This is a genomic window from Lentzea sp. NPDC036949, assembly GCF_055608075.1.
Genome location: NZ_JBVJRA010000010.1, coordinates 51,657 through 73,379 on the forward strand (window position 1 = coordinate 51,657; position 21,723 = coordinate 73,379).

The window sequence follows — 21,723 nt, forward strand, 5'->3', positions numbered from 1 at the left end:
CATGGCCTGGACCCGCGACGAGATGGCCGCCAGGGCCGCGCTCGAACTGCGCGACGGCGAGTACGTCAACCTCGGCATCGGCCTGCCCACGCTGATCCCCGACCACCTGCCGGCGGGCTCGGCCGTGACGCTGCACGCCGAGAACGGCATCCTCGGCGTCGGCCCGTTCCCCTACGACGACGAGGTCGACCCCGACCTGATCAACGCGGGCAAGCAGACCGTGAGCGTGCTGCCGGGCGCGTCGTTCTTCGACTCCCCCACCAGCTTCGCCATGATCCGCGGCGGTCACATCGACACCGCCGTCCTCGGCGGCATGCAGGTCTCCGCGCACGGCGACCTGGCCAACTGGATGGTGCCCGGCGCGATGGTGAAGGGCATGGGCGGCGCCATGGACCTCGTCAGCGGCGCCGGACGCGTCATCGTCCTCATGGAGCACACCACGCGCAAGGGCGAGCCGAAGCTGGTCGAGTCGTGCTCGCTGCCGCTGACCGGCCGCGGGGTCGTGTCCCGCGTGATCACCGACCTGGCCGTCCTGGACGTCGCCGACGGGGCGTTCCACCTCGTCGAGCTCGCTCCGGGCGTGCCGGTGGAGGAGGTCGTGGCGAAGACGGGTGCGCCGGTGGTGGAACGCGAGCCGGCCCGGCCGTGACCGCACCGCTTCCGCGGCGCGTCAGGACTCGCGCAGCTCCAGCGCCGCCTCGATGGCCGAGGTGACCGCCTCGGACTCGGGCTCGGTCGTCGGCCGGAACCGGGCCAGCACCTGCCCGTCAGCGGACAGCAGGAACTTCTCGAAGTTCCACTGGACGTCACCGGCGGTGCCGTCGGCGTCGGCGTGCTCGGTGAGCGCCGTGTAGACGGGGTGGCGGCCGGGTCCGTTGACGTCGACCTTCTCGTACATCGGGAACGAGACGCCGTAGGTGGCCGAGCAGAAGGTCGCGATCTCCTCCGACGAGCCGGGCTCCTGGCCGCCGAACTGGTTGCAGGGGAAGCCGACCACGCTGAACCCGCGGTCGGAGTACTTGCCCTGCAACCGTTCCAGGCCCGCGTACTGGGGCGTGAGGCCGCACTTGGAGGCGACGTTCACGACGAGCAGCACCTTGCCGCGCAGGGGGCCCAGGTCGCCGGGTTCGCCGGACAGCGTGGAAACGGGGATGTCGTAGATGCTCACGGCACGAACCTATGTCACTGGTGCCTGACTCCACACGGCACTGGTCGATCTTGCTCTGCCGCACCGCCGTGACCTGCGGTGTCGGGGTTCACGGAAGAACGCGCGCCAGTTTCTCGCGCACCGCGTGCGCCTCCGGGAGGTCCAGCGCGTCGAACAACGCCTCGGCCCGCTGCCACGCCTCCACCGCCTCCGCGGCATGGCCGGTGGCGGTCAGCGCGTCGCCCAGCTGGTCGGCCGTGACGGCCTCGCTGTAGGAGTCGCCCAGCTCGCGGAACAACGCGCAGGCGCGCCGGTGGTGCTTGACGGCGGCGGCGTGGTCGCCGCGTTGCTGCTGCACGAACCCGAGGGTGCGCCGGGTGTGCGCCTCGCAGTCGCGGTCGTGCACCTCGTCCTGCAACCGCAACGCGGCGAGGCTGTGCTCGACCGCGAGGTCGAGGTCGCCCAGCAGTGCGTGGAACCACCCGGCCGCGCTGAGGCTGAACGACTCCCACGCGCGGTCGCCGGTGGCGCGGAACAGGGTCAGCGCCCGCCGGGCGTGCTCCAGGGCCGCGGCGGGCTCGGCGCCGCGGGCGTGGGCGACGCTGAGCGAGAAGTGCGCGATGCCCGCGCCGGTGTCGTTGCCGACGGCGCGGAACGACGTCAGCGCCTCGGTGAGCTCCTCGACGGCGCGCGGCTGGTCGCCCGCGACGCTGGTGCCGCGGCCGAGCAGCAGCGACACCTCGGCCAGTGCCGTGCGGTCGCCCAGCCGGTGTGCGGCGGCGAGGGCGGTGCGCTGCGTGGCGACCCGGTCGTCCCACTGGCCGACGCGGGTCAGGAAGGTCGACAGCACCCAGGCCAGCTGCCAGGCGTGCACGTCCCAGCCGGACCGCGCGGCCAGAGCGGTGGCGGCGAGCAGCACCGGGCGTTCGGCGGTGAACCACTCGACCGCGTCGTCGTAGGAGTCGATCGGCAACGGCGTCACGCCGTCGCACGGCGGGGCCAGGTCGATCGGCGGCCAGTGCGGCGAAAGGTGGCGCTCGGCCGCGAAACCCGTGTGCAGGTAGTGGTCGAGCACCCGGCTCAGCGCCTGCCGGGTCTCCTCCGGCGCGGCCTCGGCACGGGCGAAGGCGCGCAGCAGGTCGTGCGAGGCGAACCGGCCCGGCGCGGGCTCGTCCAGCACGTGCGCCCTGGTCAGCTCCGCGAGCAACGGCCGGACGACGCCGGGGTCGGCACCGGCGAGCGCGGCCGCGGCGGCCAGGTCGGCGTCCGGGCCGGGGTGGGCGCCGAGCAGGCGGAACAACCGGGCGGCAGCGGGCGAGAGTCGGTGGTAGGACCACGACAGCACGGCCCGCACGCTCGACGCCGGGTCCCCGGCATCGAGCGCGTCGAGGCGGCTGCGTTCGTCGCGCAGCTCCGTCACCAGCACCCCCAACCCGAACGCGGGGTGCGCCAGCGCCCGTGCCGCGACGACGGACAGCGCGAGCGGCAGCCCGGCCGTGAGCCGGACGAGGTCGTGCACCGCGCCCGAGTCCGCGACCCGCGCCGCACCGAGCCGCTGGGTCAGCAGCGCGGCCGCCTCGTCGTCGGTGAGCACTGGCACCGTGACCGGCCGGGCCTGCTCGGCCACGACCAGTCCGGTCAGCCGGTTGCGGCTGGTCACCAGCACCAGGCAGGTGGTCCCGCCGGGCAGCAGCGGCCGGACCTGGTCCTCGTCGAGCGCGTTGTCGAGCACGACCAGCACCCGCCGTCCCGCGACCCGTTCCCGGAACAGCGCGCTGCGGGCGTCGAGGTCGTCGGGCATCCGCTCGGGCAGCACGCCCAGCGCGCCCAGGAACCCGCGCAGCACGACACCGGCCGCGGCGGGCGGCGCGGACGGGTCGAAGCCGCGCAGGTTCACGTGCAGCTGGCCGTCCGGGAACGCGTGCGCGTGGTCGTGCGCCCAGCGCAGGACCAGCGAGGTCTTCCCCACCCCGCCGGGCCCGCCGACGACGACCACCCCGCCGGCCACGCCGTCCAGCTCGGCGCGCTCCCCCTCCCGCCCGACGAACGCGGGCGGTGGCGCCGGCAGCTGGCGCGGCACCGCAGGCGGCGTGACCAGGGCGAGCGCGGCGTCGTCGGTGAGCATCTGCCGGTGCAGGCGCCGCAGCTCGGGACACGGGTCGACGCCCAGCTCCTCGGCGAGCCGCACGCGCAGGTCCTCGTAGCACCGCAACGCCTCCGCCGCCCGCCCGTCCCGGTACAGCGCGAGCAGCAACTGCCCGGTCAGCCGCTCGTCGTGCGGGCGCTCGGCGACCATCGCCATCAGCTCCGGTACCAGCGCGCTGTGCCCGCCCCGCCGCAACGCGATGTCCGTGCCGAGCAACCGGGCGGCGAACCGCTCGTCCGCGAGCACGGCGCGCTGCGCGGCGAACCAGGGCGTGTCGGCGCCGTCGAACGCTTCGCCGCGCCACAGCCCGAGCGCCTCCGCGAGCAGCCCTGCCGCCGCGTCGTCGGGCAGGTCGCGGGCCTGCCGCACGAGTGCGCGGAACCGGTGCACGTCGACGTGGTCCGGTGCGACGTCGAGCAGGTAGCCACCCGGCCGCCGCACGATCACCACGCCCGGCACGCGCCGCAGCCGGGCGACGTAGGTGTAGAGCGTGGCCCGCGCCCGGTGCGGCAGGTCGTCGTGCCACACCGCGTCGACGACCTGGTCGACCGGCACGACCTCGCCCGCCCCGACCAGCAGCACCGCGAGCACCTTGCGCTGCATCGCGGGGCCCAGGTCGAGCGGCCCGTCGCAGGACCGCGCCTCGATGGTTCCCAGCACGGCGAACCGGGTCCTGACACCGTTCACGCCGCCACCTTACCGAGGTGGTCACGGACCGTTACGACCGGACACGCTGCGCTGCCGTCCGCCGCTCCCCGCCCCGGCGGGTCCGCTCGCTGTATCGTCGCGTTTTTCACCTCGTACAGGTACTGGTGCATGACTGACGCCGATGACCGCTCCGGCCGCGACACGTCCGTCGCCGGTGTTGCTCGCCGCCTCTGGGGCGTCGAGCCGGCACCCGCGATCCCGCGCTACGCGGAACCTGGCTGGCAGCCCTCGCCCCACCCGATCGACCGGCCGTGCCCGCGGTGCTCCGGCGAGCTGCACGGGCTGTACCGGGTGGCGGGCAACGTCGGCAAACCGCGGCTGCAGGCGGCGGTGGTGTGCCCGGGGTGCCCGGCGTCGTTCAAGCTGAGCGACCTGCACCTGGCGCAGCGCGCGGTGCTCGGTGAGCTGCGGCCGGAGGCGGTGGCCCGGCGGCTCGCCGACGACGAGCGGTTGTCGAAGCTGGCCGTCGAGCAGTGGACCAGGCCCGCACCGCCGGAGCCTCGGGCGGCACCGGTCGTGGAACGCCCTCGGCCCACCGAAAAGCCCGCCGAAGAACCCGCCGGAAAACCCGCCGGGAAGCCCACCGGGAAGCGCGCGGAACCGGCACCGCAGCCGCCCGCGCCACCCGAACCAGCAGCGACAGAGCCGATCTCCCCGGAGCCGATCGCCCCTCCCCCGCGGCGCACGTCGACCACGGTCATCGCGGCGAAGATCCGCCGCATCCTCGCCGACGCCGACGGCGCGGAGGAGCGCAGCCACCCGGTCGCGGTGCCGCTGGCCCCGGCCGAGGACGTCACCGAGCACCGGATGCTGTTCTGGTGCAAGACGGTCGACCCGGACCTGACCGTGCCGCGGCTGCCGGAGGGCACCGACGTCCGCGTCGTGTTCCCGGACGCGGACGGGTTCGCGGACCTGCGCGCCCGGCTGAGCGCCGCCGGGGTCCCGTTCCGCGCGGTGCCGCACTGGGTCGAGGAGGAGCGGATCAGCTCGGTCGACGAGGACGCGCTGGGGCCGTTGCGGGTGACGCCGTCGCTGACCGGGATGGCGGGCATGGTCGCCGAACCGACGGCGCCGCTGACCGACGCCGGTGCGCGGGCGGCGCGGGACGCGTTCGAGCTGCTGTGGGACCTGCACGAGCCGGTCGACCGCGCCACCGAACCACGACCGGTGCCCGCGGCTGACCTGGTGCCGCGCGACTGGCTGCGGTTCCTGCCCTACTCGACGCTGAACCCCGCGCAGGCGCAGGCCTGCCCGTCCGTTGTGGACGGTGACGGGCACGTGGTGGTCACGGCGCCGACCGGTGCGGGCAAGACGGTGGTCGGGATGCTCGCGGTGCTGCGCAGCATCCTCGAAGAGGGGCGCAAGGCGGCGTGGCTGGTGCCGCAGCGGACGCTGACCGACGAGCTGGACCGCGAGCTGGAGACGTGGCGCGGGCAGGGGCTGCGCGTCGAACGGCTGTCCGGCGAGTACACCGTCGACGTCGAACGGGTGCGCGCCGCCGACCTGTGGGTGGCGACCACGGAGAAGTTCGAGGCGATCTGCCGGGCGTCGTCGCTGCAGACGGCGCTCGCCGAGGTCGGCTGCATGGTCGTGGACGAGATCCACCTGCTCGGCAGCGCGGGCCGCGGTGCGTTGCTGGAGGCGTTGCTCGCACGGGTGCGCGGGGCCGAGTCGCCGGTGCGGATCGTCGGGTTGTCGGCGACCGTGGCCAACGCCCAGGAGGTCGCGGACTGGCTGGAGGGCGAGCTGGTCACCACGACCTGGCGGCCGTCGCGGCTCACCTGGCAGCTGCCGATGCTGCCCGCCACCTCCCGGCACGCCGAGGCGTCGCGGATGCGCGAGCAGGCGGTGGCGGAGCTCGTGCAGCGGCACACCGCCGACAAGGGCAGCGTGCTGGTGTTCTGCGGGTCGAAGCCGAAGGTCCGCTCGACCGCGCTGATGATCGCCGCCGAGCGCGGTGCGCCGGTGCACCTGGTGGGGCCCACCGACTTCGACAAGCTGGAGACGGTGTGCGCCGAGGTCGGGGTGCGGCTGCACTACGCCGACTGGGACGGCAAGCACGCGGCCGAGCAGGCGTTCCGGGCGCGCGAGGCCGACGTGCTGGTCGCCACGACCACGGTCGCCGCGGGCGTGAACCTGCCGGCCCGCGCCGTGGTCGTGCGCGACACGAAGATCGGCACCGACCCGATGGACACCGCCACGGTCATGCAGATGTTCGGCCGGGCCGGTCGCGTCGGCGCCGGCGAGACCGAGGGCTGGGCGTACCTCGTGACCGACGAGACCGAGCGCGCGGACTGGCAGCGGCGGCTCATGGCCGGGTACGCCGTCTACTCGCAGATCTACGACAGCCTGGCCGACCACGTGCTCGCCGAGGTGTTGCAGGGCCGCATCACCACGGTCGTCGAGGCCGAGGCGTGGTGGCGGCAGACGCTGGCCTTCGCCCAAGGCGACGAGGACGTCGAACCGGTGCACGACGCCGTGGCGTTCCTCGTCGAGAAGGACTACCTGGTGCAGCGCGGTACCACGCTGACGGTCACCGACCTCGGCCGGCTGACCGCGCAGCTGATGGTCTCCACCTACACCGGCGCCCGGCTGCGGCAGGTGCTCGGCCTGCTGCCGGCACCGGAGGACGCCGACACGGCGGAGGAAGCGCTGACGTGCGTGCTCGGCGTGACCGTCCCCGAGCTGGCCGACGCACCGGTCGCCGAGGCCAACCGCCCGGCCGTGGCCACCGCGATCCGGGCCCGCGGCCGCACCTCGCGGATCACCGACACCACCGCCGTGCAGGGCCTGGGTTCGTCGGCGAACGTCCAGCGCGGTGACCTGGCGTGGGCGGCGCTGCTGCTCGTGGCCCGCTCACCCGAGCTGTTCGCGGGCCGCGGCCGCCGGGCTGTCGCGGGCATCCCGCTGGGCTCCCTGCACCCGGTGCTGGAGCAGGCACCGCGCTACCTCGCCTGGCTTGCGGCGCAAGGACATCTGGGCACCGTGCACCCGTGGGTGGCGATCGTGTCGGCGGACCTGGACCGGCGGGTGCGGTGGCGTTCCTGCACTCCCGGCCGCGGTGCGGGCCGCCTGCTGTGGATGTGCGAGCAGATGGCGACCCGCGCGCACGCCAAGGAGCTCGTGCCGGGCATGTGGCGCTCGGCGGTCAGCCGCGGTGTGCGCGCACCGGACTGGGCCCCCGGCCGGCCACCGGCGCACTGCCAGCTCGACCAGGCGTCCTACACCGCGTTGCTGCGCGAGCGGACCACGTCGGCGGTGCTGACGGTGAGCGCGCAAGGCGTTGCGGTCACCGGGATCGCGGGTGCGGCGGCGGTCGCGTGGACCGGCCGCAAGCGCACCGCGGTGACGATCACCAGGGCCACCACGGAGATCGGCTACCCGGTCGTGGACGAGGGCGACCCCGACCTGGACGCCGCGTCCGGTGCCGCGGTGTTCACCCGCCGCGGTGACCACCGGGCCACGGGCTGGCTGGCGGAGTACGACCGGATCAGCCCGACGGTCGAGTCCGACGACGAACCCGCGCCCAAACCGGCCCGGCGCGGGCTCGGCCGGGTGCGCTGAACGTCAGCGCCAGCCGGTGATCGTGACGTCGTCGCCGACGGCGATGGTGCCGGGCCGCAGCACGGCCGCCTTCAGGCCGAAGACGACGCCGTCGGGCCCACGGCGGTAGGTCGCGAGCGTGCGCAGCGGTTCCGGTCCGGCCCGCACGCCCTCGTCCTGGTCGACCAGCGTGACGGCGCACCGGACGGCCAGCTCGCCGAAGCCGAGCTCCGCACCGCCAACGGCCATCCGCTCGGCCCTGTCCTCGGTGCAGGGCTCCGGCCAGCCGCTGACCACGACGTTGGGCCGGAACCGCTCCAGCGCCACCGGGTTCCCGCCGCGCTCGGCGATCCGGGCGTTCAGGTCGTCCACTGAGGACAGTGAGAGGACGTGCACCGCGGTCGGGTCCGTGCCCGCGGCGGCCCGAGCGGCCCTGTCCGGCTCCCGCACCAGGCGGACCGGCTTGCCGACGACCTCGGACAGCCACGCGGCCGCCTCGTCGCCCTGGTCGATCCCGGTGTCGGGCCACTTCTCCACCGCCACCGGCCGGGTGGCGCCACCCGTCACGACGGTCAGCACCAGCTCACCGGCGCCGGGTGCGCTGAGCTCCAGTTCCGCGCCCTCGCGCAGCACCCGGCCGCGGACGAGGGCCAGCCGCGGCAGCTCACCCTGCCACTGGGTCGACCCGTCCACCCCCACGACGGCGAACAGCCGATCGCCCGCCGGCCCGGCCGGGGTGAGCTCTGCCCGGTCCACGGCGACACCGGCGCACCCCTTGATCGGGTACAGCGTCAACGCGTGCACGTGTGCCATGTGCGCCAACGTACTCGGCCTCGGACACCGCTGAGTCGAATTCGATGAGAACGCTCTCACGATTGGTGGAACTGCCCGGCGCACACAGCGGCGGGGCCGGCCTGAGCCGACCCCGCCTCGTGATCACCTGGTGGTCACGCCTTCACGGAGTGCTTCCCGTGCGCCCAGGACGTGGCGTCGCCGCCGTCGCCCGCGGGACCGGAGTGGCCACCGACCGTGGTGCTGTGGTTGGTCGCGTCACCGGTCGAACCCGTGGCACCGGTGTTCCCGGAGTCGCCCGAGCTGACCTCGGTCCAGGACTGGGTGCCGTGGTTCGTCCAGCCGTGCTTCCAGTCGTGGCCCTTCCACCCGTGGCACTTGTCGCCGTGGTGGCCGGGTTGTTCGTTCTTCACCACGGCCGTGTTGCCGCCGGTGGCACCGGAGCTCCCGGAGTCGCCCGAGTTGCCGGTGGTGGCGTTGTTCGAGCTGGTGGCGTTGCCACCGTCACCCGAGTTGCCGCCGTTGCCCGCGGTGGCCTTGGTGGAGCCGGACTTGCTGTGGTGGCCCCACTTGTCGCTGTGGTGGTTCCAGGACTTCTTCTGCTCGGTCACGGCCCACGCGTCGCCGCCGTCACCGGCCGGGCCGGAGTTGCCGCCCACGGTGTTGCTGTGGTTGGAAGCGTCACCGGTCGCACCGGTGGCACCCGTGTCGCCGGAGTCGCCCGACGTCACCGCGGTCCAGGACTTCGTACTGTCCCAGGACCAGCCGTGGCCCCGCTCGGACCCGGTCGTGCGGACGACCGCCGTGTTGCCGCCGGTGGCGCCCGACTTCCCGGAGTTGCCCGAGTTGCCGGTGGTGGCGTTGTTCGAGCTGGTGGCATTGCCACCGTCACCCGAGTTGCCGCCATTGCCCGCGGTGGCCTTGGCGGAGCCGGACTTGCTGTGGTGGCCCCACTTCTGACCATCGGTGGCGTGCCCACCGTTGCCCGCGGCACCGGAGTTGCCGCCCACGGTGTTGCTGTGGTTGGCCGCGTCCCCGGTCGCACCGGTGGCACCCGTGTTGCCGGAGTCGCCCGACGTCACGTTCGTGTGGCACTCCGCCAGCACGCAGAGCCCGTAGGCGCTGTTGCCGCCAGTGGCACCCGAGTTCCCGGAGTTGCCCGAGTTGCCGGACGTGGCGTTGTTCGAGCTGGTGGCGTTGCCGCCCTGACCCGAGTCACCACCGTTGCCGGCGGTCGCGGAGGTGTTCCGCGCACGACCCGTGGCGGTGGCGTCGCCCCCGTTGCCCGCGGCGCCGGACTTTCCGCCCACGGTGTTGCTGTGATTGGAAGCGTCACCGGTCGAACCCGTGGCACCGGTGTTCCCGGAGTCACCCGAACTCACGTTCGTGTGGCACTCCGCCAGCACACAGAGCCCGTAGGCGCTGTTGCCGCCAGTGGCACCCGAGTTCCCGGAGTTGCCCGAGTTGCCGGACCGCGCGGTGTTCGAGCTGGTGGCGTTGCCGCCGTTGCCCGAGTCACCGCCGTTGCCGCCCTTGACGACCGAGCTCACGATGTCGTTCACCCCGCCCAGGAGACCGTGGTCACCCGTGTCGGCGCTGGCCATCGCTGTTCCGAACAGGAGGAATCCTCCCGAGAACGCTGCGGCCACGAGACCGCGTCGCACAGAGCTGTGCATGTCGAACCTTCCCGTCAATCAAGCTGGTGATCTGGTCGGCTTGGTTGCGGGACTGCTCAGCTGGGGTGATTTCGGCCGTAGTAATAACACCACGAGCCGCGGAACTGCTGTTTTCCACTCGCCATCGGCGACGCGTTGTCCGAGTGCACTCCCGAAAGAGCCGGGAGGTCCGGGACGGCGGTGCCCGTCGATCCGCTCGACGACGCCGATCCCGTCGTGCCGGGCAAAGCGAGCGGCACAGCGGGCGACTGCCCTTCCGGCGACTGGACCGGCAATTGGACCGGCGTCTGGACCGGCGTCTGGGCCGGTGGCGCCACGTCAGGCGCGGAGGTCTGCTCGGCCTTCGCCGGCACGACCTGCTGGGGCAGCGCCACCGCGGGCGCCTCGGGAACAACGGCCGGCACCACGGGTGCGACCACCTCCGGCGGGGCCGATGGCAGTGGCACCAGCGGTTCCACGACCTGCGGAGGTGGATCGTCCCGCACCACGCCCACCACGGGGGCGAGCACCGGCGCGGTCACGGGCCGCAGCGGCTCCAGCACCGGGTCCAGGGTCTGCACCGCGGTGTCGACCACGGGTGTCAGCAGCGGTGCGGTCACCTGGGCGATCGGCGCCACCACCTCGGCCACCGGGGACACGAGCGCGTCCAGCAAGCCCGAGTCGTTCTCGTCGGCATTCGCCACTCCCGCCGAGAGCAAGCCGAATCCCAAGAGGAACCCGGCCACTCCCAGAGTTCGCCGCAGCGTTGTAGAACATGTTGATTTCATGCGTATCACCCCCTTTCGCTGAACCAGCACCTGTCATCGAGGCATTCGGTGCCCCACGGGTGCCGGTTCACTCGAAAGTGGAAGTTTTTCTTTTGCTCCAGGTCAGCGATCTGAATTAGTTTGAAACACGCATTTCCCACTACTTTGCGACACCGTTCGAGGCCGATGGGTCAACGCGGAGTGAGAGCGCGGCGGAGCGGCCGACTGGATCATCGGCGATCAGCGGTCCGTGGGTTACGGTGGTCGGCGTGCTGACGACCACGTCGCCTGCGACCGGGCATCAGGTGGCCGAGCGGATCAGGCGGCTGGAGGCGCGGCTGGTCCGCGACCACGACGAGGTGCCACCGAGCCTGGTGCACGAGTGGGTCGAACGCGCCATCGCCCGCTTCGGCGGCGCGCGCGTGCGCGACTACGTCCCGCTGCTGGTGGAGCGCTCGGTGCGGGCCTCCGCGCAGGGCTTCTCCTCCGGCTCACCGGAGCTGCCGGGCACGTGGCTGTCGGCCTGGGCCCGCAACACCGCCCGCCGCCTGCTCGCCACCGAGCTCCCCCGCCGCTGGTCGCACACCGCCGGCGTGGCCCGCCGCGCCGAGCAGGTGGCCCGCGTCCTGCCCGCCGGCCAGCGGGACCTGCTGGTGGCGGCCGCCTGGGTGCACGACATCGGCTACGCCTCCGAGCTGGCCGACACGGGCCTGCACCCGGTCGACGGCGCCCGCTACCTGCGCCGCGCCGGGATGTCCCCGCTGCTGTGCGGTCTCGTCGCCCACCACTCCGGTGCCGCCGCCGTCGCCGAGCTGACCGGTCTGGCCGGCGCCTTGGCGGAGTTCCCCGACGAACGCGGCCGGCTGCGCGACGCGCTCTGGTACGCCGACATGTCCACCTGCCCCGACGGCCACGCGATCACGGTCGAGGCCCGGCTCGCGGAGATCCGCCGGCGTCGTGGCCCCGACGACCCGGTGGTGCGCGCGCTCGCGCTCAACGGCGAGGAGCGGCTGGCCGCGGTGCGCCGCATCCACCGGCTGCTGCGCCGGGCGAGCTGACCTCAGCCGCGGCCGGCCTCCGGCCACCGGAAGATCCCCGCTGTCGCCATCACCACCCGCCGCCGCGCCTTCTCCTCGTCGTCCCCGAACCGGTCGATGGCCCAGGACAGCGCCAGCACCAGCTCGAACACCTCGTCGGCGCTGATCTCCCCCGCCACCTGCCCTGCCTCCTCGGCCGCGTCCAGCAGCACCCCGACCCGTTCCACCAGCGGTGCGTTCGCGGAGTGCAACGCCGAGCTGTCGTCGTCGTGCGCGGTCGCGAGGCACACCGGCAGGTCGTGCCAGATCCGCAGTCCCCAGCCCACCCGCACCAGCCACTCGGCCAGTGCCTCGGCCGGAGGCAGTGCACGGGACAGCTCGTCGGCCTCGGCCAGCGCACGGGCATAGAAGCCCTCGATGACGGCGGCCACCAGGTCGTCGCGGGTGGGGAAGTTCCGGTAGAGGGTGGCGTTGCCGACGCCGGCGCGCAACGCGATCGCGTCGAGCGAGGCGAGCACTCCCTCCGCCTCGAACGTCTCCCGCGCGGCGGCCAGGATCGCGTCGCGGTTGCGCTGGGCGTCAGCGCGAAGAGGGCGTGTTCCAGCCAACGCAACTCCTCCTCGACAAAGTGGGGAGTGTCCCCACATACTCGCATCCGGGGAAGCTCCCCACTTATCGCAGGAGTGTAGATGACCTACGACGACCTGACCGGGCTGCGGATCTCCGTGGCCGACGGCATCGCCACCGCCACGCTCGACCACCCGCCGCTGAACCTGATGGACGGTGTGCTGGTGCCGTCGTTGCGCGGCTTCGTCAACCGGGTGCGCCACGACACCGGCGTGCGCGTCGTGGTGTTCGACAGCGCGGACCCGGAGTTCTTCAGCGCACACGGCGACATGGCCTACCTGACCGACCCAGCGGCGTTGCCCGCCGCCACCGCCGCCGCGATCGCCGCCGCGCCGGACGCGCCCGTCCCGGACGGCATGAACATCCTCCAGGCCGTTGCCGACGAGGTGCGCGGGCTGCCGCAGGTGACCATCGGCAAGATCGCCGGCTTCGCCCGTGGCGCGGGCAACGAGTTCCTGATGGCGCTCGACCTGCGCTTCGCGGCCATCGGCCGGTCCGGTCAGGCGCAGCCGGAAGCCGTCATGGACATCCTCCCCGGCGGCGGTGGCACCGTGCTGATGACCCGGCTGCTCGGCCGGGAACGCGCGCTGGAGGTGCTGCTCGGGACCGACCTGGTCGACGCCGAGCTGGCCGAGCGGTACGGCCTGGTCAACCGGGCGCTGCCCGCCGACGAGATCGACGCGTTCGTCGACCGGCTGGCCCGCCGGATCGCCCGCCTACGCCCCGAGGTCGTCGCCGCGATCAAGGCCACCGTCGAGACCATCGCGCCGAAGATCCCCCACGAGGCCTACGCCGTGGAGAACGCCGCCCTGTACTCGCTGTTCACCGAGGACATGGTCGCGTCCGCCCACCGCCAGCTCGCCGCCGGCGTGCAGACCCGCGAGGGGGAACGCGACCTCGAAGGTCTCCTCGACGGGCTCTGACCGGCACGGCGACGCCGGTGACGTGGGCGGTGCGGATCGGCAGGAGGTGGGCGCGGTGAAGCGGACGCCCCAGCCGCCCGCCCGGAGGGTCCGGGAGCACGGGTGGCTGGTTCCGGAGGAACGAGATGTCCCGCACGGACAAGACGAAACCGGCGTGGGTGCGGCACCGCGAGCACGGCGGCCGGCCCTGCACGACCACCGGAGCGGCCCCTGCGACCTGCCGCCACTGCCCACCGGGGAGGACACCGGCACCCGGTGCCGCGGTCACACCTGGACGTAGCCGCCGTCCACGAACAGCTCCGCCCCGTTGACGAAGCTCGCGGCGTCCGAGGCGAGGAAGAGCGCGGCCGCGGCGATCTCGTCCGGGTCGGCGACCCGGCCCAGCGGCACGGCGCTCGCGAGCTCGTCGAGGAACCCGGACCGCTGGTCCTCCGCCACCAGGCCGACCAGGCCCGGCGTCTCGGTCGGGCCGGGGCTGAGCACGTTGACGCGGAAGCCGCGCGTCTTCGCGTCGCGCGCCCAGCTGCGGACGAGGTTGCGCACCGCGGCCTTCGAGGCGCCGTAGACCTCCAGCCCCGGGTCCGGCCGGAGCGAGCTGGTCGAGCCCGTGACGATCACCGACGCACCGGGCGACAGCAGCGGCAGCGCCTTCTGCAGTCCGAAGATGACACCCTTGACGTTGCCGGCGAACGTGCTGTCGAACTGCTCCTCGGTGATCTCCTCCAACGGCGCCATCACGCCACCGCCCGCGTTGGCGGCGAGCACGTCGATCCGCCCCGCCTTCTCGCGCACGACGGCGTAGAGGGCGTCGAGGTCGGCGAGCTTCCCGACGTCGGCCCGCACGGGCACGACCGCGTCACCCAGCTCGGCCGCGACCGCGTCGAGCTGCTCCTGCCTGCGGCCGGTGACGAAGACCCGTGCGCCTTCGGCGACGAACCTGCGCGTGATGGCCAACCCGATCCCGCTGTTGCCGCCGGTCACCACGGCCACCTTGTCGGCGAGCACACCGGACATGAAGCACCACTCCCTAGTTCTTGACTGGTTCGTCCATAACGTAGGCACTTATGGACGATTCAGTCAAGAACTGGGTACGATGAGGCATGCCACGTCCGCGGAAGTTCGACGAGTCAGCCGTCCTGGCCGCCGCACGCGACCAGTTCTGGTCGGCGGGGTACGCCGGCACCACCATGGACGCCGTCGCCGCGGCCACCGACCTGGGCAAGGGCAGCCTGTACGGCGCCTTCGGCGGCAAGCAGGAGCTGTTCCACCGCGTGTTCGACGACTACTGCGCGCAGGCCGAGGACGGGGTGCGCCGCGAGCTGACCGGCCCCGACGAGGAGGCCTTCACGCGCCTGACCGCCCACGTGCACGGCATCGCGGCCTCCGTCGCCGCGGACACCGCGCACCGCGGGTGCCTGCTCGCCAAGGGCACCGCCGAACTGGCCGAGCACGACCCGGTCGTCGCGGCCCGCGCGCTGCGGACGTTCGACGAGCTCGAACGCCTCCTGGTCGCCGACATCGAGGCGTGCCAGCGCCACGGCGACCTCTCCCCCGGCGCCGACCCGCACCGGCTGGCCGCGCTCGTGCTCACGGTGTTGCGCGGCATGGAGGCCCTGGGCAAGGCGGGCAAGGACGCGCGCTTCCTGGAGGCGGTCGCGGAGAGCGCACTCGCCGCGCTCCCGCGCCCCTGAGCCGTCAGACCCTGGCCTGCTCCCGGACCGGCCTGACGGCGTCCGGCACGCGCCCGCCCTCGGGATAGGCGCAGGTGAAGGTGCCGCGGTAGCCGAAGAGCGGCCCGAACCGGTGGTTGGTCACCTCGACGTCGATGCGGAACCGGCCGAGGTCCTCGTCGTAGGACTCGCGGACCGTCGCGGCGCCGGTCACCAGGCCGGGGACGCGGAAGTGGAGCGGGCCCTCGTGGAAGCGCTGCTCACCGCTGCGGATCAGCAGCCCGCCGCGGTCGTCCACGGACAGGTCGAGGTCGACCGAGACGTGCTGGTGGGTGCCCAGGTAGTCCACGACACGGCCGCGTTCGGGGCTGTAGATCATCGTGGCGTCCCACCGCCGGGGCCGCTCGAAGGCGAAGGTGCGGACGAACGTCATCGTCTCCCGGCCCAGCGAGTCGCGGTAGGGGTAGTTCTCGATGGTGAAGGGGACGTCGCTGCCGTGGCCGGGGAGCAGGATGTGGCGCTTGGCCCCGAGCCACAGGAACGGCCGGGTGAAGCCGCGCCCGTGCCACACCCGGTCCATCGTGCCGGTGCCGACGCAGGCGATGCCGTCGTCGCTGGTGAAGCCGAACCGGCGTTGCAGCTGCGGGTGCAGGCGGTCGAAGTCGGCGCCGAGGGCGCGCTGGAAGATCGACGTCACGGGTGCTCCAAGGTCAGCAGGGTCGAGGGCGCCGTCGACGACCGGCGGTCCGGCGGCGTGCGCCGGCACCTCCTGGCGGCCGGGGTGGACGGCAGCGGCGGGGCCAGCAGGGCGGCGAGGGTGAGGGCCGCGGCGAGCACGGCGGGCCCGGACAGCCAGGCCACGGCGCAGACACCGGCCCTCGTGCCCGCGTCCAGCAGCGCCCACCGCAACGACACCTCGGGACGGACGCCGCGTTCGAGCCACAGCCGGAGCCGGTCGAACGACCAGGCCGTCCCCCACCCCATCAGCAGGCGGAACGGGCGGTCGGCCAGCGCCCCCAGCCGCCCCCAGCCGGGCCGGTAGTCGTAGCCGGTGAGGAACCGGACCCCCGCGGCGGTCGGCACGTACCGCCAGTACCCCGACCCGGCGCGGATCGGGGACAGCGGGTGCGCCGAGCTGAACCGCAGCGCCGACGTCCGCGAGCCGTCGGCCTTGACCCGCTCACCGACGCTGACCCCGGTCCCGTCCACCTCCAGACCGGGCAGGACGCGGACCGAGTACCGGAAGCGCTGCTCCGCGTCCTGGTCCGCCTTCGGCAGGTGGTCGATCGTGGTGAACCGCAGGTCCCACCGCTGGTGCTGGTGCGGGTCCTGGGTCCGCAGCCACACGTCGTCGAGGTCGGCCCTGATCACCGTCTCCACGTAGAGCGTCCGCCGCCGCGCCATGGCACCCCTCCTGTTTGAGCAGTTGCTCAAACAGGAGGGTAGCCGGATTTGAGCAGATGCTCAAACAGGGCGTTGAGCTGGGGTTACTTCGCCTTCCCGGCCGTCTTGCGGAGTTTGGAGCGCAGCGCGCGCACCGCGATCGGCCCGAGGTCGTCCACCACCTCGATGAGCACGGCCAGCCGGTCGAGGGCGTCCATGGCCGCCTTCGACCCGTCCGGGTCGACGCCCTCGTACAGCTCCAGCCCGATGAACCCGGCGCTCACCGCACGGGCGAGACCCGCCGTGTCGATCAGGTCGGAGACCGGGGAGCCGGCCAGCGACCGGGTCAGCGCCCGCTCGATCGGGTTGATCCACAACCGCAGGGACGCCGCAGTGGCCTCGGCGAGCCGGGGGTCGGCCTGGGCGCCGGCCAGCAGCTGGGCGAGCACCATGACGTTGCCCTGCGCCCGTTCCTCGGCGTGCAGCGCGCGGCCCAGCTCCAGGAGCCGGCGCAGGTCGGTGATCTGCTCGAGCCGCTCGGCGAACAGCTCGACCCGCGCCTGCGTGGCGGCCAGGCACGCGGCCTGGAGCAGGTCGTGGACGGTGCCGAAGTGGTAGAAGACCAGCGCCTGGTTGACCCCGGCGGTGGCCGCGATGCTGCGCGCCGTGGTGCCGGTCAAACCGTGCGTGCGAATGGTCTCGATCGCGCCGTCGATCAGGCGTTGTCGGGTGTCGGCCACGGCATCACCGTAGAGGCCCGCGCCGGGCGCCCGAGGTGAGACGGCCCTCGACTGGACGCACACCGGACGCGCCGGTACCGGTGGGTGCTCCACGGCCTCACAGGGCGCACCGACCGGCGGGTCACCGACGAGCCGTTCCTGTCACCACGCCCCGCCGAACACCACGTCGCCCGCGCGATGCGGAAGCGGGATGTCGGGTCCCCCGCTGCCGTCTCGGTGCGGCGGCGGTGTCGAACTCGGTCCTCGTGCCCCTCGACCTGAGGTCACCACCGGCCCCAGCGGCTCCAGTCGGCGAGGGCGTACGACACGACCACGACCTGCGGACTTGATCGAATTCGGCCGGGCGTTCGCGCCAACCGGAGATCATGGTGTAGGGTGGTCCCCATCAGTCATGGTTACGAAGTAGAACTCGCCCGTGATCAGTATCACGGGCTTTTTGCTGTTTCAGCGTTTCCGCAGGCCGTGGCGGATGATCCCCAGGCACCCGCGACAGTGCGGATGCCAACTCATCACAGGAGTGCACATGGCTACCGGAACCGTGAAGTGGTTCAACGCCGAAAAGGGCTTCGGCTTCATCGAGCAGGACGGCGGCGGCGCCGACGTGTTCGTCCACTACTCGAACATCGCCGCGCAGGGCTACCGGGAGCTCCAGGAGGGCCAGAAGGTCTCCTTCGAGGTCACTCAGGGTCAGAAGGGCCCGCAGGCGGACAACGTCGTTCCCGCCTAGTTCTGCGTCGGCTGCCGGTCCGCTCGTCGGACTGAGCTGGTCACACCGAAGCCCGGCCTGGGTCCACCGATCCCGGCCGGGCTTTGACGTGCGCGGTGGCCGCTCGCCGGCTCCGGTGCCACCACCCGCCGCGCCGAGCCGGACCGAGCGTCGTGCGCTGGTCGAGCAGGCCACCGACTTCGCGTACTCCTCGTTCACCGCCGGCACGGCTGATCACGCCGATGGAGCGCGAGTGGTGTGCCGCTCGACGTCCGGGGTACTCGACCGAGCGACCCCGACGGGAGAGAGCCCATGCGTGGCGACATCGAGACCTACTTCGAAGACGGCCGGTGGAAGAACAAGGTCCAGGGCAACGACCAGGTCTCCAGCACACACCTCACCAAGCAGGACGCGGCCGCGAACGGTCGTGAGATGGCGATCGTGCACGCGGTGGACCACATCGTCCGGGGCCGCGACGGGGTGATCAGCGAGCACGACGTCTACCCCCGCGGCCGCGACCCCCACACCTTTCCCCGCTGATGCCGCTGTCGGTGTTCTCGCACCGGGAGTGCGAGAACACGGCACGACCTGGTCGGCGGGTGAGGAACGGCGGGGTGGCGACCGCGGAGCCTGCCCGGCGACGCGCCCGCAAGCCGCCGGCGAGACCGTACTGCGCGCCGCGGGCATGCGCGCAGTACGGTGAAAAAGTTAAACCTGATGCGGTCACGCAAGGCGTGGGCCCAGACCTCGCTACGTCCACGAGCGACTGGAATCAGTCGACGTGGTGGAGGAATGCTGTGCCAGCCGTGGACGACCGGCCGTTGTTCGGCGGTGTGAGCGAAGGTGCGCGCACCTGATGGGCCGCATCGGTCGGTGAGCGACGCACGAGCGGCGGTGATGGCCGCGCTTCGGGACAGCGGGAGCGGGCTCGACACCATGGCGCGCGTGATCCGCGCGTGCGTGGACGTGCTGCCGGTCGACGGCGCCTCGATCTCGGTGATGAGCAGCCCGCGGGAACGTGAGACGTTGTACGCCAGCGACGAGATCGCGACGAAGATCGAGGACGTCCAGTTCACCCTGGGCGAGGGCCCGTGCTTCGAGGCGTTCGCGAGCCGCAAACCCGTGCTGGTTCCCGACCTGCCCCGTGCGTCGGTCCTGGAGTGGCCGGTGTTCGCGGCTGCCATCGCCGCGCTGCCCATCGGCGCGATCTTCGCGTTCCCGCTGCAGGCGGGGGCGATCGGCATCGGCGCGCTCGACCTCTACCGCAGGCAGCCCGGCTGGCTTTCGGCTGACGAGCTCACCATGGCGCTGGAGGTGGTCGACGTCGTGACCGCGGTGCTGCTCGGTCTGCTCCTGGGTGAGGTCGACGACACCACCGGCCTCCGCAGCGTCATGGCACCCGGTCGCGAACAGGTCCACCAGGCGACCGGCATGCTCATCGCCGCCCTCGGCGTCCCCGCGGAGGAGGCGCTGTCCCGGTTGCGGGGCTACGCCTTCGCGAGGGGCAGGTCGCTGGACGAGATCGCCAGGGACATCACGAGCCGCAAGCTGTCACCGCTGGAGCTCGCCACATGACCACGTACGACACAGCACTCCCGTCCTGCGCGGCACCCACCGCAGGACGACCAAGACAGGAGCTGGTGATGAGCGATAACGCACTGTCCACGACAGAGCGGGAGTCGCGGTTGCTCAGGGCGCTCGTCCAGCTGGCGGACACGCTCGTCGACGACTACGACGTGGTGGACGTGCTGCACCGGCTGGTCGAGCACTGCGTCCACCTGCTGGATGCGACGGCGGCCGGGTTGATGCTGTCCGACCAGCACGGCGGCCTGCGGGTGGTGGCCTACTCGTCGGCCCAGACCCACATGCTCGAGCTGTTCCAGCTCCAGGCGAGCGAGGGCCCGTGCATGGACTGCGTGCACAGCGGTGAGGCTGTGCTGGTCGCGGACCTGACGACGGAGGTGCGGCGGTGGCCCCGGTTCGCACCGCGCGCCGTCGAGGAGGGTTTCGCCTCCGTGCACGCGGTGCCGATGAGGTTGCGCCGCGAGACCATCGGGACGTTGACCCTGTTCCGCCGCGAGACCGGGCTGCTCAACGACGAGGACCTGCTGGTCGTGCGCGCGCTGGCGGACACGGCGACGATCGGGATCTTGCAGGAGCGCGCGATCCGGCGCGGTGAGGTCGTCACCGAGCAGCTGCAGACGGCGTTGAACAGCCGGGTCGTCATAGAGCAGGCCAAGGGGGTGCTGGCGTTCGCCGGGGATATTGAGATGGAGCAGGCGTTCCACACACTGCGCAGCTATGCGCGCAACGGCGGTCGCCGCCTGGCCGACGTGGCCAGGGAGCTCGTCGTCGGAGAGCTGCGGCCCGAGGACCTGCTCTCGGTGCGGCGTCGTCCTTCCGACGTGTGATTCCGACTCACGTCGCCCGCACGCCGACCGCGGGCTGCGCTCACCGCGTCACCGCGTGTGGGACCCACCGGGTCCGGGTAGTCTGATCTCGCTGGTAACAAGGAACAACCGCCCGGACCCGCGGTCTCATCACCTCGTCGTGAGGAGAACGCCGTGGGCGTCAGCACCGAGTCGATCGCGTTCACGCGCAAGAGGATCGCGCTCGTGTCCCAGCAAGCCAGTCCGCTGACCGATCCGGGTGTGACCGGTTCCGGGAGCCAGAGCCGCCACGTGGCGGGGCTCGCCGCCGCCCTGGCCGCGCTCGGCCACAGGGTCGTCGTCTACACGCGGCGCGACCACCCGCACCTTCCGCAGCACGTGCAGACCCCGCAGGGCTACGAGGTCGTGCACGTGCCGGCCGGGCCGGCCGCGGCGCTGGACGCGGAGGAGGTCCTCGGCCACGCGGGCGACTTCGTCGAGTTCCTCGAACGCGCCTGGACCTCGCAGCGCCCCGACGTCGCCCACGCCCACGGCTGGCAGTCCGGCATCGCGGCCGTGCTGAGCGCGCGGAGGAGCCTGGTGCCCGTCGTGCAGACGTACCACTCGCTGGGCCCGGCGCAACCGCAGGACCGCTGTGCGACGGACCGCGACTCCACCAAACGCCGCACCGTGGAGCGGCTCGTCGGTCACGAGGCCACCCGCGTCGTCGCGACCTCGTCCGCGGAGGCGCGGGCCGTGCTGGGGATGGGCGTGGACCGGTCGAAGCTCGTCGTGGTGCCCACCGGCGTCGATCTCGACCTGTTCGCGGCAGGACAGGGGACCACCGACCGGAATCCTCCGCGCAGGATCGTCTCGGTGGGCAGGCTCTTGCCGCACAAGGGGTTCGACGACCTGATCCGCATCCTGTCCACTGTGGACAACAAAGAGCTGGTGATCGCCGGCGGGGGCGCGCAGGGCGACGTCCGCGGTGACGCGGAGAGCAGGAGGCTGCTCGCGCTGGCCCGTTCGACGGGTGTCGGCGACCGCGTCGTGTTCGCGGGCCACGTGCCCTACGCGCAGCTGCCCGTGCTGCTGCGGTCCGCTGACGTCGTGGTGTGCACGCCGAGGCACCAGTCGTCCAGTGGCGTGGCGCTGGAGGCGATGGCCTGTGGCACTCCTGTTCTCGCCACCCCGGTCGGCGGTCTGGTCGACCTCGTGGTGGACGGGCTGACCGGGGTGCTGGTCCCGCGCGACCGGCCGGAGGCGACCGCCAAGGCGTTGAGGGCCCTGCTCGCCGACGGCACGTACCGCGATCTGCTCAGCGTCGCAGGACACGACAGGGCACAGGCGCGGTACTCGTGGCAGCGGGTCGCCTCCGACCTGGTGCGCACCTACTCCACGGCGGTGAACGCCCGCAGTGCCGGTACCTCGGTGGTCGGGTCGCGGTCCTCCCGCGCGCGGACGGGGTCGACACCGAGGTGAGCGCGGCGGCTCCCCCCGCCGCCGCCCC

Annotated in this window: 20 protein-coding genes; 10 read left to right on the top strand and 10 right to left on the bottom strand. The window is 72.7% G+C overall.

All coding sequences use genetic code 11. The annotated features are described in order from the left end of the window. Window position 1 precedes the first annotated feature (1 nt). Entirely contained in the window at window positions 2-649 is a 648-nt protein-coding gene (locus tag ACZ7CD_RS26605) for a CoA transferase subunit B (RefSeq protein WP_470371082.1), read from the top strand. 21 nt (window positions 650-670) lie between these two features. Here the strand turns inward: ACZ7CD_RS26605 and ACZ7CD_RS26610 are convergent, their stop codons facing one another. After that, window positions 671-1,168 carry a glutathione peroxidase gene (locus ACZ7CD_RS26610; protein WP_360393191.1) on the bottom strand — a complete coding sequence of 166 codons (498 nt, stop codon included), beginning with the start codon at window positions 1,166-1,168 and terminating at the stop codon, window positions 671-673. An 88-nt stretch (window positions 1,169-1,256) separates the two neighbouring features. Continuing rightward, a complete protein-coding gene (locus ACZ7CD_RS26615) occupies window positions 1,257-3,980 on the bottom strand; it encodes an AfsR/SARP family transcriptional regulator (protein WP_360393188.1) in 2,724 nt (907 codons plus the stop codon). Window positions 3,981-4,109: 129 nt separating this feature from the next. On the opposite strand from ACZ7CD_RS26615, the gene ACZ7CD_RS26620 reads away from it, so the two are divergent. Beyond that, window positions 4,110-7,565, top strand: coding sequence for a DEAD/DEAH box helicase (locus tag ACZ7CD_RS26620; protein ID WP_470379937.1), 3,456 nt, complete (start codon window positions 4,110-4,112; stop codon window positions 7,563-7,565). A gap of 3 nt (window positions 7,566-7,568) precedes the next feature. On the opposite strand, the gene ACZ7CD_RS26625 is transcribed toward ACZ7CD_RS26620, so the two are convergent. The 3 genes from ACZ7CD_RS26625 to ACZ7CD_RS26635 all read right to left on the bottom strand — a co-directional run bounded on the left by ACZ7CD_RS26625 (window position 7,569) and on the right by ACZ7CD_RS26635 (window position 10,695). Next, complete coding sequence (locus ACZ7CD_RS26625) at window positions 7,569-8,357, bottom strand: MOSC domain-containing protein (protein WP_458431504.1); 789 nt, start codon at window positions 8,355-8,357, stop codon at window positions 7,569-7,571. 134 nt (window positions 8,358-8,491) lie between these two features. Beyond that, window positions 8,492-9,940 (bottom strand): hypothetical protein, encoded by a 1,449-nt coding sequence (locus tag ACZ7CD_RS26630; protein WP_470379938.1) that lies wholly within the window; start codon window positions 9,938-9,940, stop codon window positions 8,492-8,494. 128 nt (window positions 9,941-10,068) lie between these two features. After that, window positions 10,069-10,695 (bottom strand): hypothetical protein, encoded by a 627-nt coding sequence (locus ACZ7CD_RS26635; RefSeq protein WP_470379939.1) that lies wholly within the window; start codon window positions 10,693-10,695, stop codon window positions 10,069-10,071. A 332-nt stretch (window positions 10,696-11,027) separates the two neighbouring features. Between ACZ7CD_RS26635 and ACZ7CD_RS26640 the strand changes: the two genes are divergently transcribed. After that, window positions 11,028-11,816: an HD domain-containing protein gene (locus ACZ7CD_RS26640; protein ID WP_360393173.1), complete on the top strand. Its 789-nt coding sequence runs from the start codon at window positions 11,028-11,030 to the stop codon at window positions 11,814-11,816. 2 nt (window positions 11,817-11,818) lie between these two features. On the opposite strand, the gene ACZ7CD_RS26645 is transcribed toward ACZ7CD_RS26640, so the two are convergent. After that, window positions 11,819-12,403 (bottom strand): TetR/AcrR family transcriptional regulator, encoded by a 585-nt coding sequence (locus tag ACZ7CD_RS26645; RefSeq protein WP_470371089.1) that lies wholly within the window; start codon window positions 12,401-12,403, stop codon window positions 11,819-11,821. Between the two features lie 81 nt (window positions 12,404-12,484). Here ACZ7CD_RS26645 and ACZ7CD_RS26650 point away from each other — a divergent pair, with 81 nt between their 5' ends. After that, window positions 12,485-13,345, top strand: a complete 861-nt coding sequence (locus ACZ7CD_RS26650; protein WP_470371090.1) for an enoyl-CoA hydratase/isomerase family protein — start codon at window positions 12,485-12,487, stop codon at window positions 13,343-13,345. A 264-nt stretch (window positions 13,346-13,609) separates the two neighbouring features. Here ACZ7CD_RS26650 and ACZ7CD_RS26655 read toward each other — a convergent pair whose 3' ends face one another. Further along, window positions 13,610-14,359, bottom strand: a complete 750-nt coding sequence (locus ACZ7CD_RS26655) for an SDR family NAD(P)-dependent oxidoreductase (protein WP_360393164.1) — start codon at window positions 14,357-14,359, stop codon at window positions 13,610-13,612. 86 nt (window positions 14,360-14,445) lie between these two features. Here ACZ7CD_RS26655 and ACZ7CD_RS26660 point away from each other — a divergent pair, with 86 nt between their 5' ends. Further along, entirely contained in the window at window positions 14,446-15,036 is a 591-nt protein-coding gene (locus tag ACZ7CD_RS26660; RefSeq protein ID WP_470379940.1) for a TetR/AcrR family transcriptional regulator, read from the top strand. A gap of 4 nt (window positions 15,037-15,040) precedes the next feature. On the opposite strand, the gene ACZ7CD_RS26665 is transcribed toward ACZ7CD_RS26660, so the two are convergent. The 3 genes from ACZ7CD_RS26665 to ACZ7CD_RS26675 all read right to left on the bottom strand — a co-directional run bounded on the left by ACZ7CD_RS26665 (window position 15,041) and on the right by ACZ7CD_RS26675 (window position 17,138). Then, window positions 15,041-15,712: a DUF4166 domain-containing protein gene (locus ACZ7CD_RS26665; RefSeq protein WP_360393159.1), complete on the bottom strand. Its 672-nt coding sequence runs from the start codon at window positions 15,710-15,712 to the stop codon at window positions 15,041-15,043. Continuing rightward, on the bottom strand, window positions 15,709-16,419 hold the full coding sequence (locus ACZ7CD_RS26670) for a hypothetical protein (RefSeq protein ID WP_360393156.1): 711 nt from the start codon (window positions 16,417-16,419) through the stop codon (window positions 15,709-15,711). The genes ACZ7CD_RS26665 and ACZ7CD_RS26670 overlap by 4 nt, the downstream gene beginning before the upstream one ends. An 83-nt stretch (window positions 16,420-16,502) precedes the next feature. Then, window positions 16,503-17,138: a TetR/AcrR family transcriptional regulator gene (locus ACZ7CD_RS26675; protein WP_360393153.1), complete on the bottom strand. Its 636-nt coding sequence runs from the start codon at window positions 17,136-17,138 to the stop codon at window positions 16,503-16,505. 523 nt (window positions 17,139-17,661) lie between these two features. Between ACZ7CD_RS26675 and ACZ7CD_RS26680 the strand changes: the two genes are divergently transcribed. The 5 genes from ACZ7CD_RS26680 (at window position 17,662) to ACZ7CD_RS26700 (ending at window position 21,695) form a co-directional block, all read left to right on the top strand. Further along, the gene (locus ACZ7CD_RS26680; RefSeq protein ID WP_086661517.1) at window positions 17,662-17,865 is read left to right on the top strand and encodes a cold-shock protein; all 204 of its coding nucleotides are present in this window, start codon (window positions 17,662-17,664) and stop codon (window positions 17,863-17,865) included. A gap of 291 nt (window positions 17,866-18,156) precedes the next feature. Then, a complete protein-coding gene (locus ACZ7CD_RS26685) occupies window positions 18,157-18,384 on the top strand; it encodes a DUF2188 domain-containing protein (protein ID WP_360393150.1) in 228 nt (75 codons plus the stop codon). A gap of 333 nt (window positions 18,385-18,717) precedes the next feature. Beyond that, complete coding sequence (locus ACZ7CD_RS26690) at window positions 18,718-19,419, top strand: GAF and ANTAR domain-containing protein (protein ID WP_470374922.1); 702 nt, start codon at window positions 18,718-18,720, stop codon at window positions 19,417-19,419. 68 nt (window positions 19,420-19,487) lie between these two features. Further along, a complete protein-coding gene (locus tag ACZ7CD_RS26695) occupies window positions 19,488-20,255 on the top strand; it encodes an ANTAR domain-containing protein (protein WP_470379941.1) in 768 nt (255 codons plus the stop codon). 153 nt (window positions 20,256-20,408) lie between these two features. Further along, window positions 20,409-21,695: a glycosyltransferase gene (locus tag ACZ7CD_RS26700; protein ID WP_470379942.1), complete on the top strand. Its 1,287-nt coding sequence runs from the start codon at window positions 20,409-20,411 to the stop codon at window positions 21,693-21,695. Window positions 21,696-21,723: the final 28 nt, after the last annotated feature.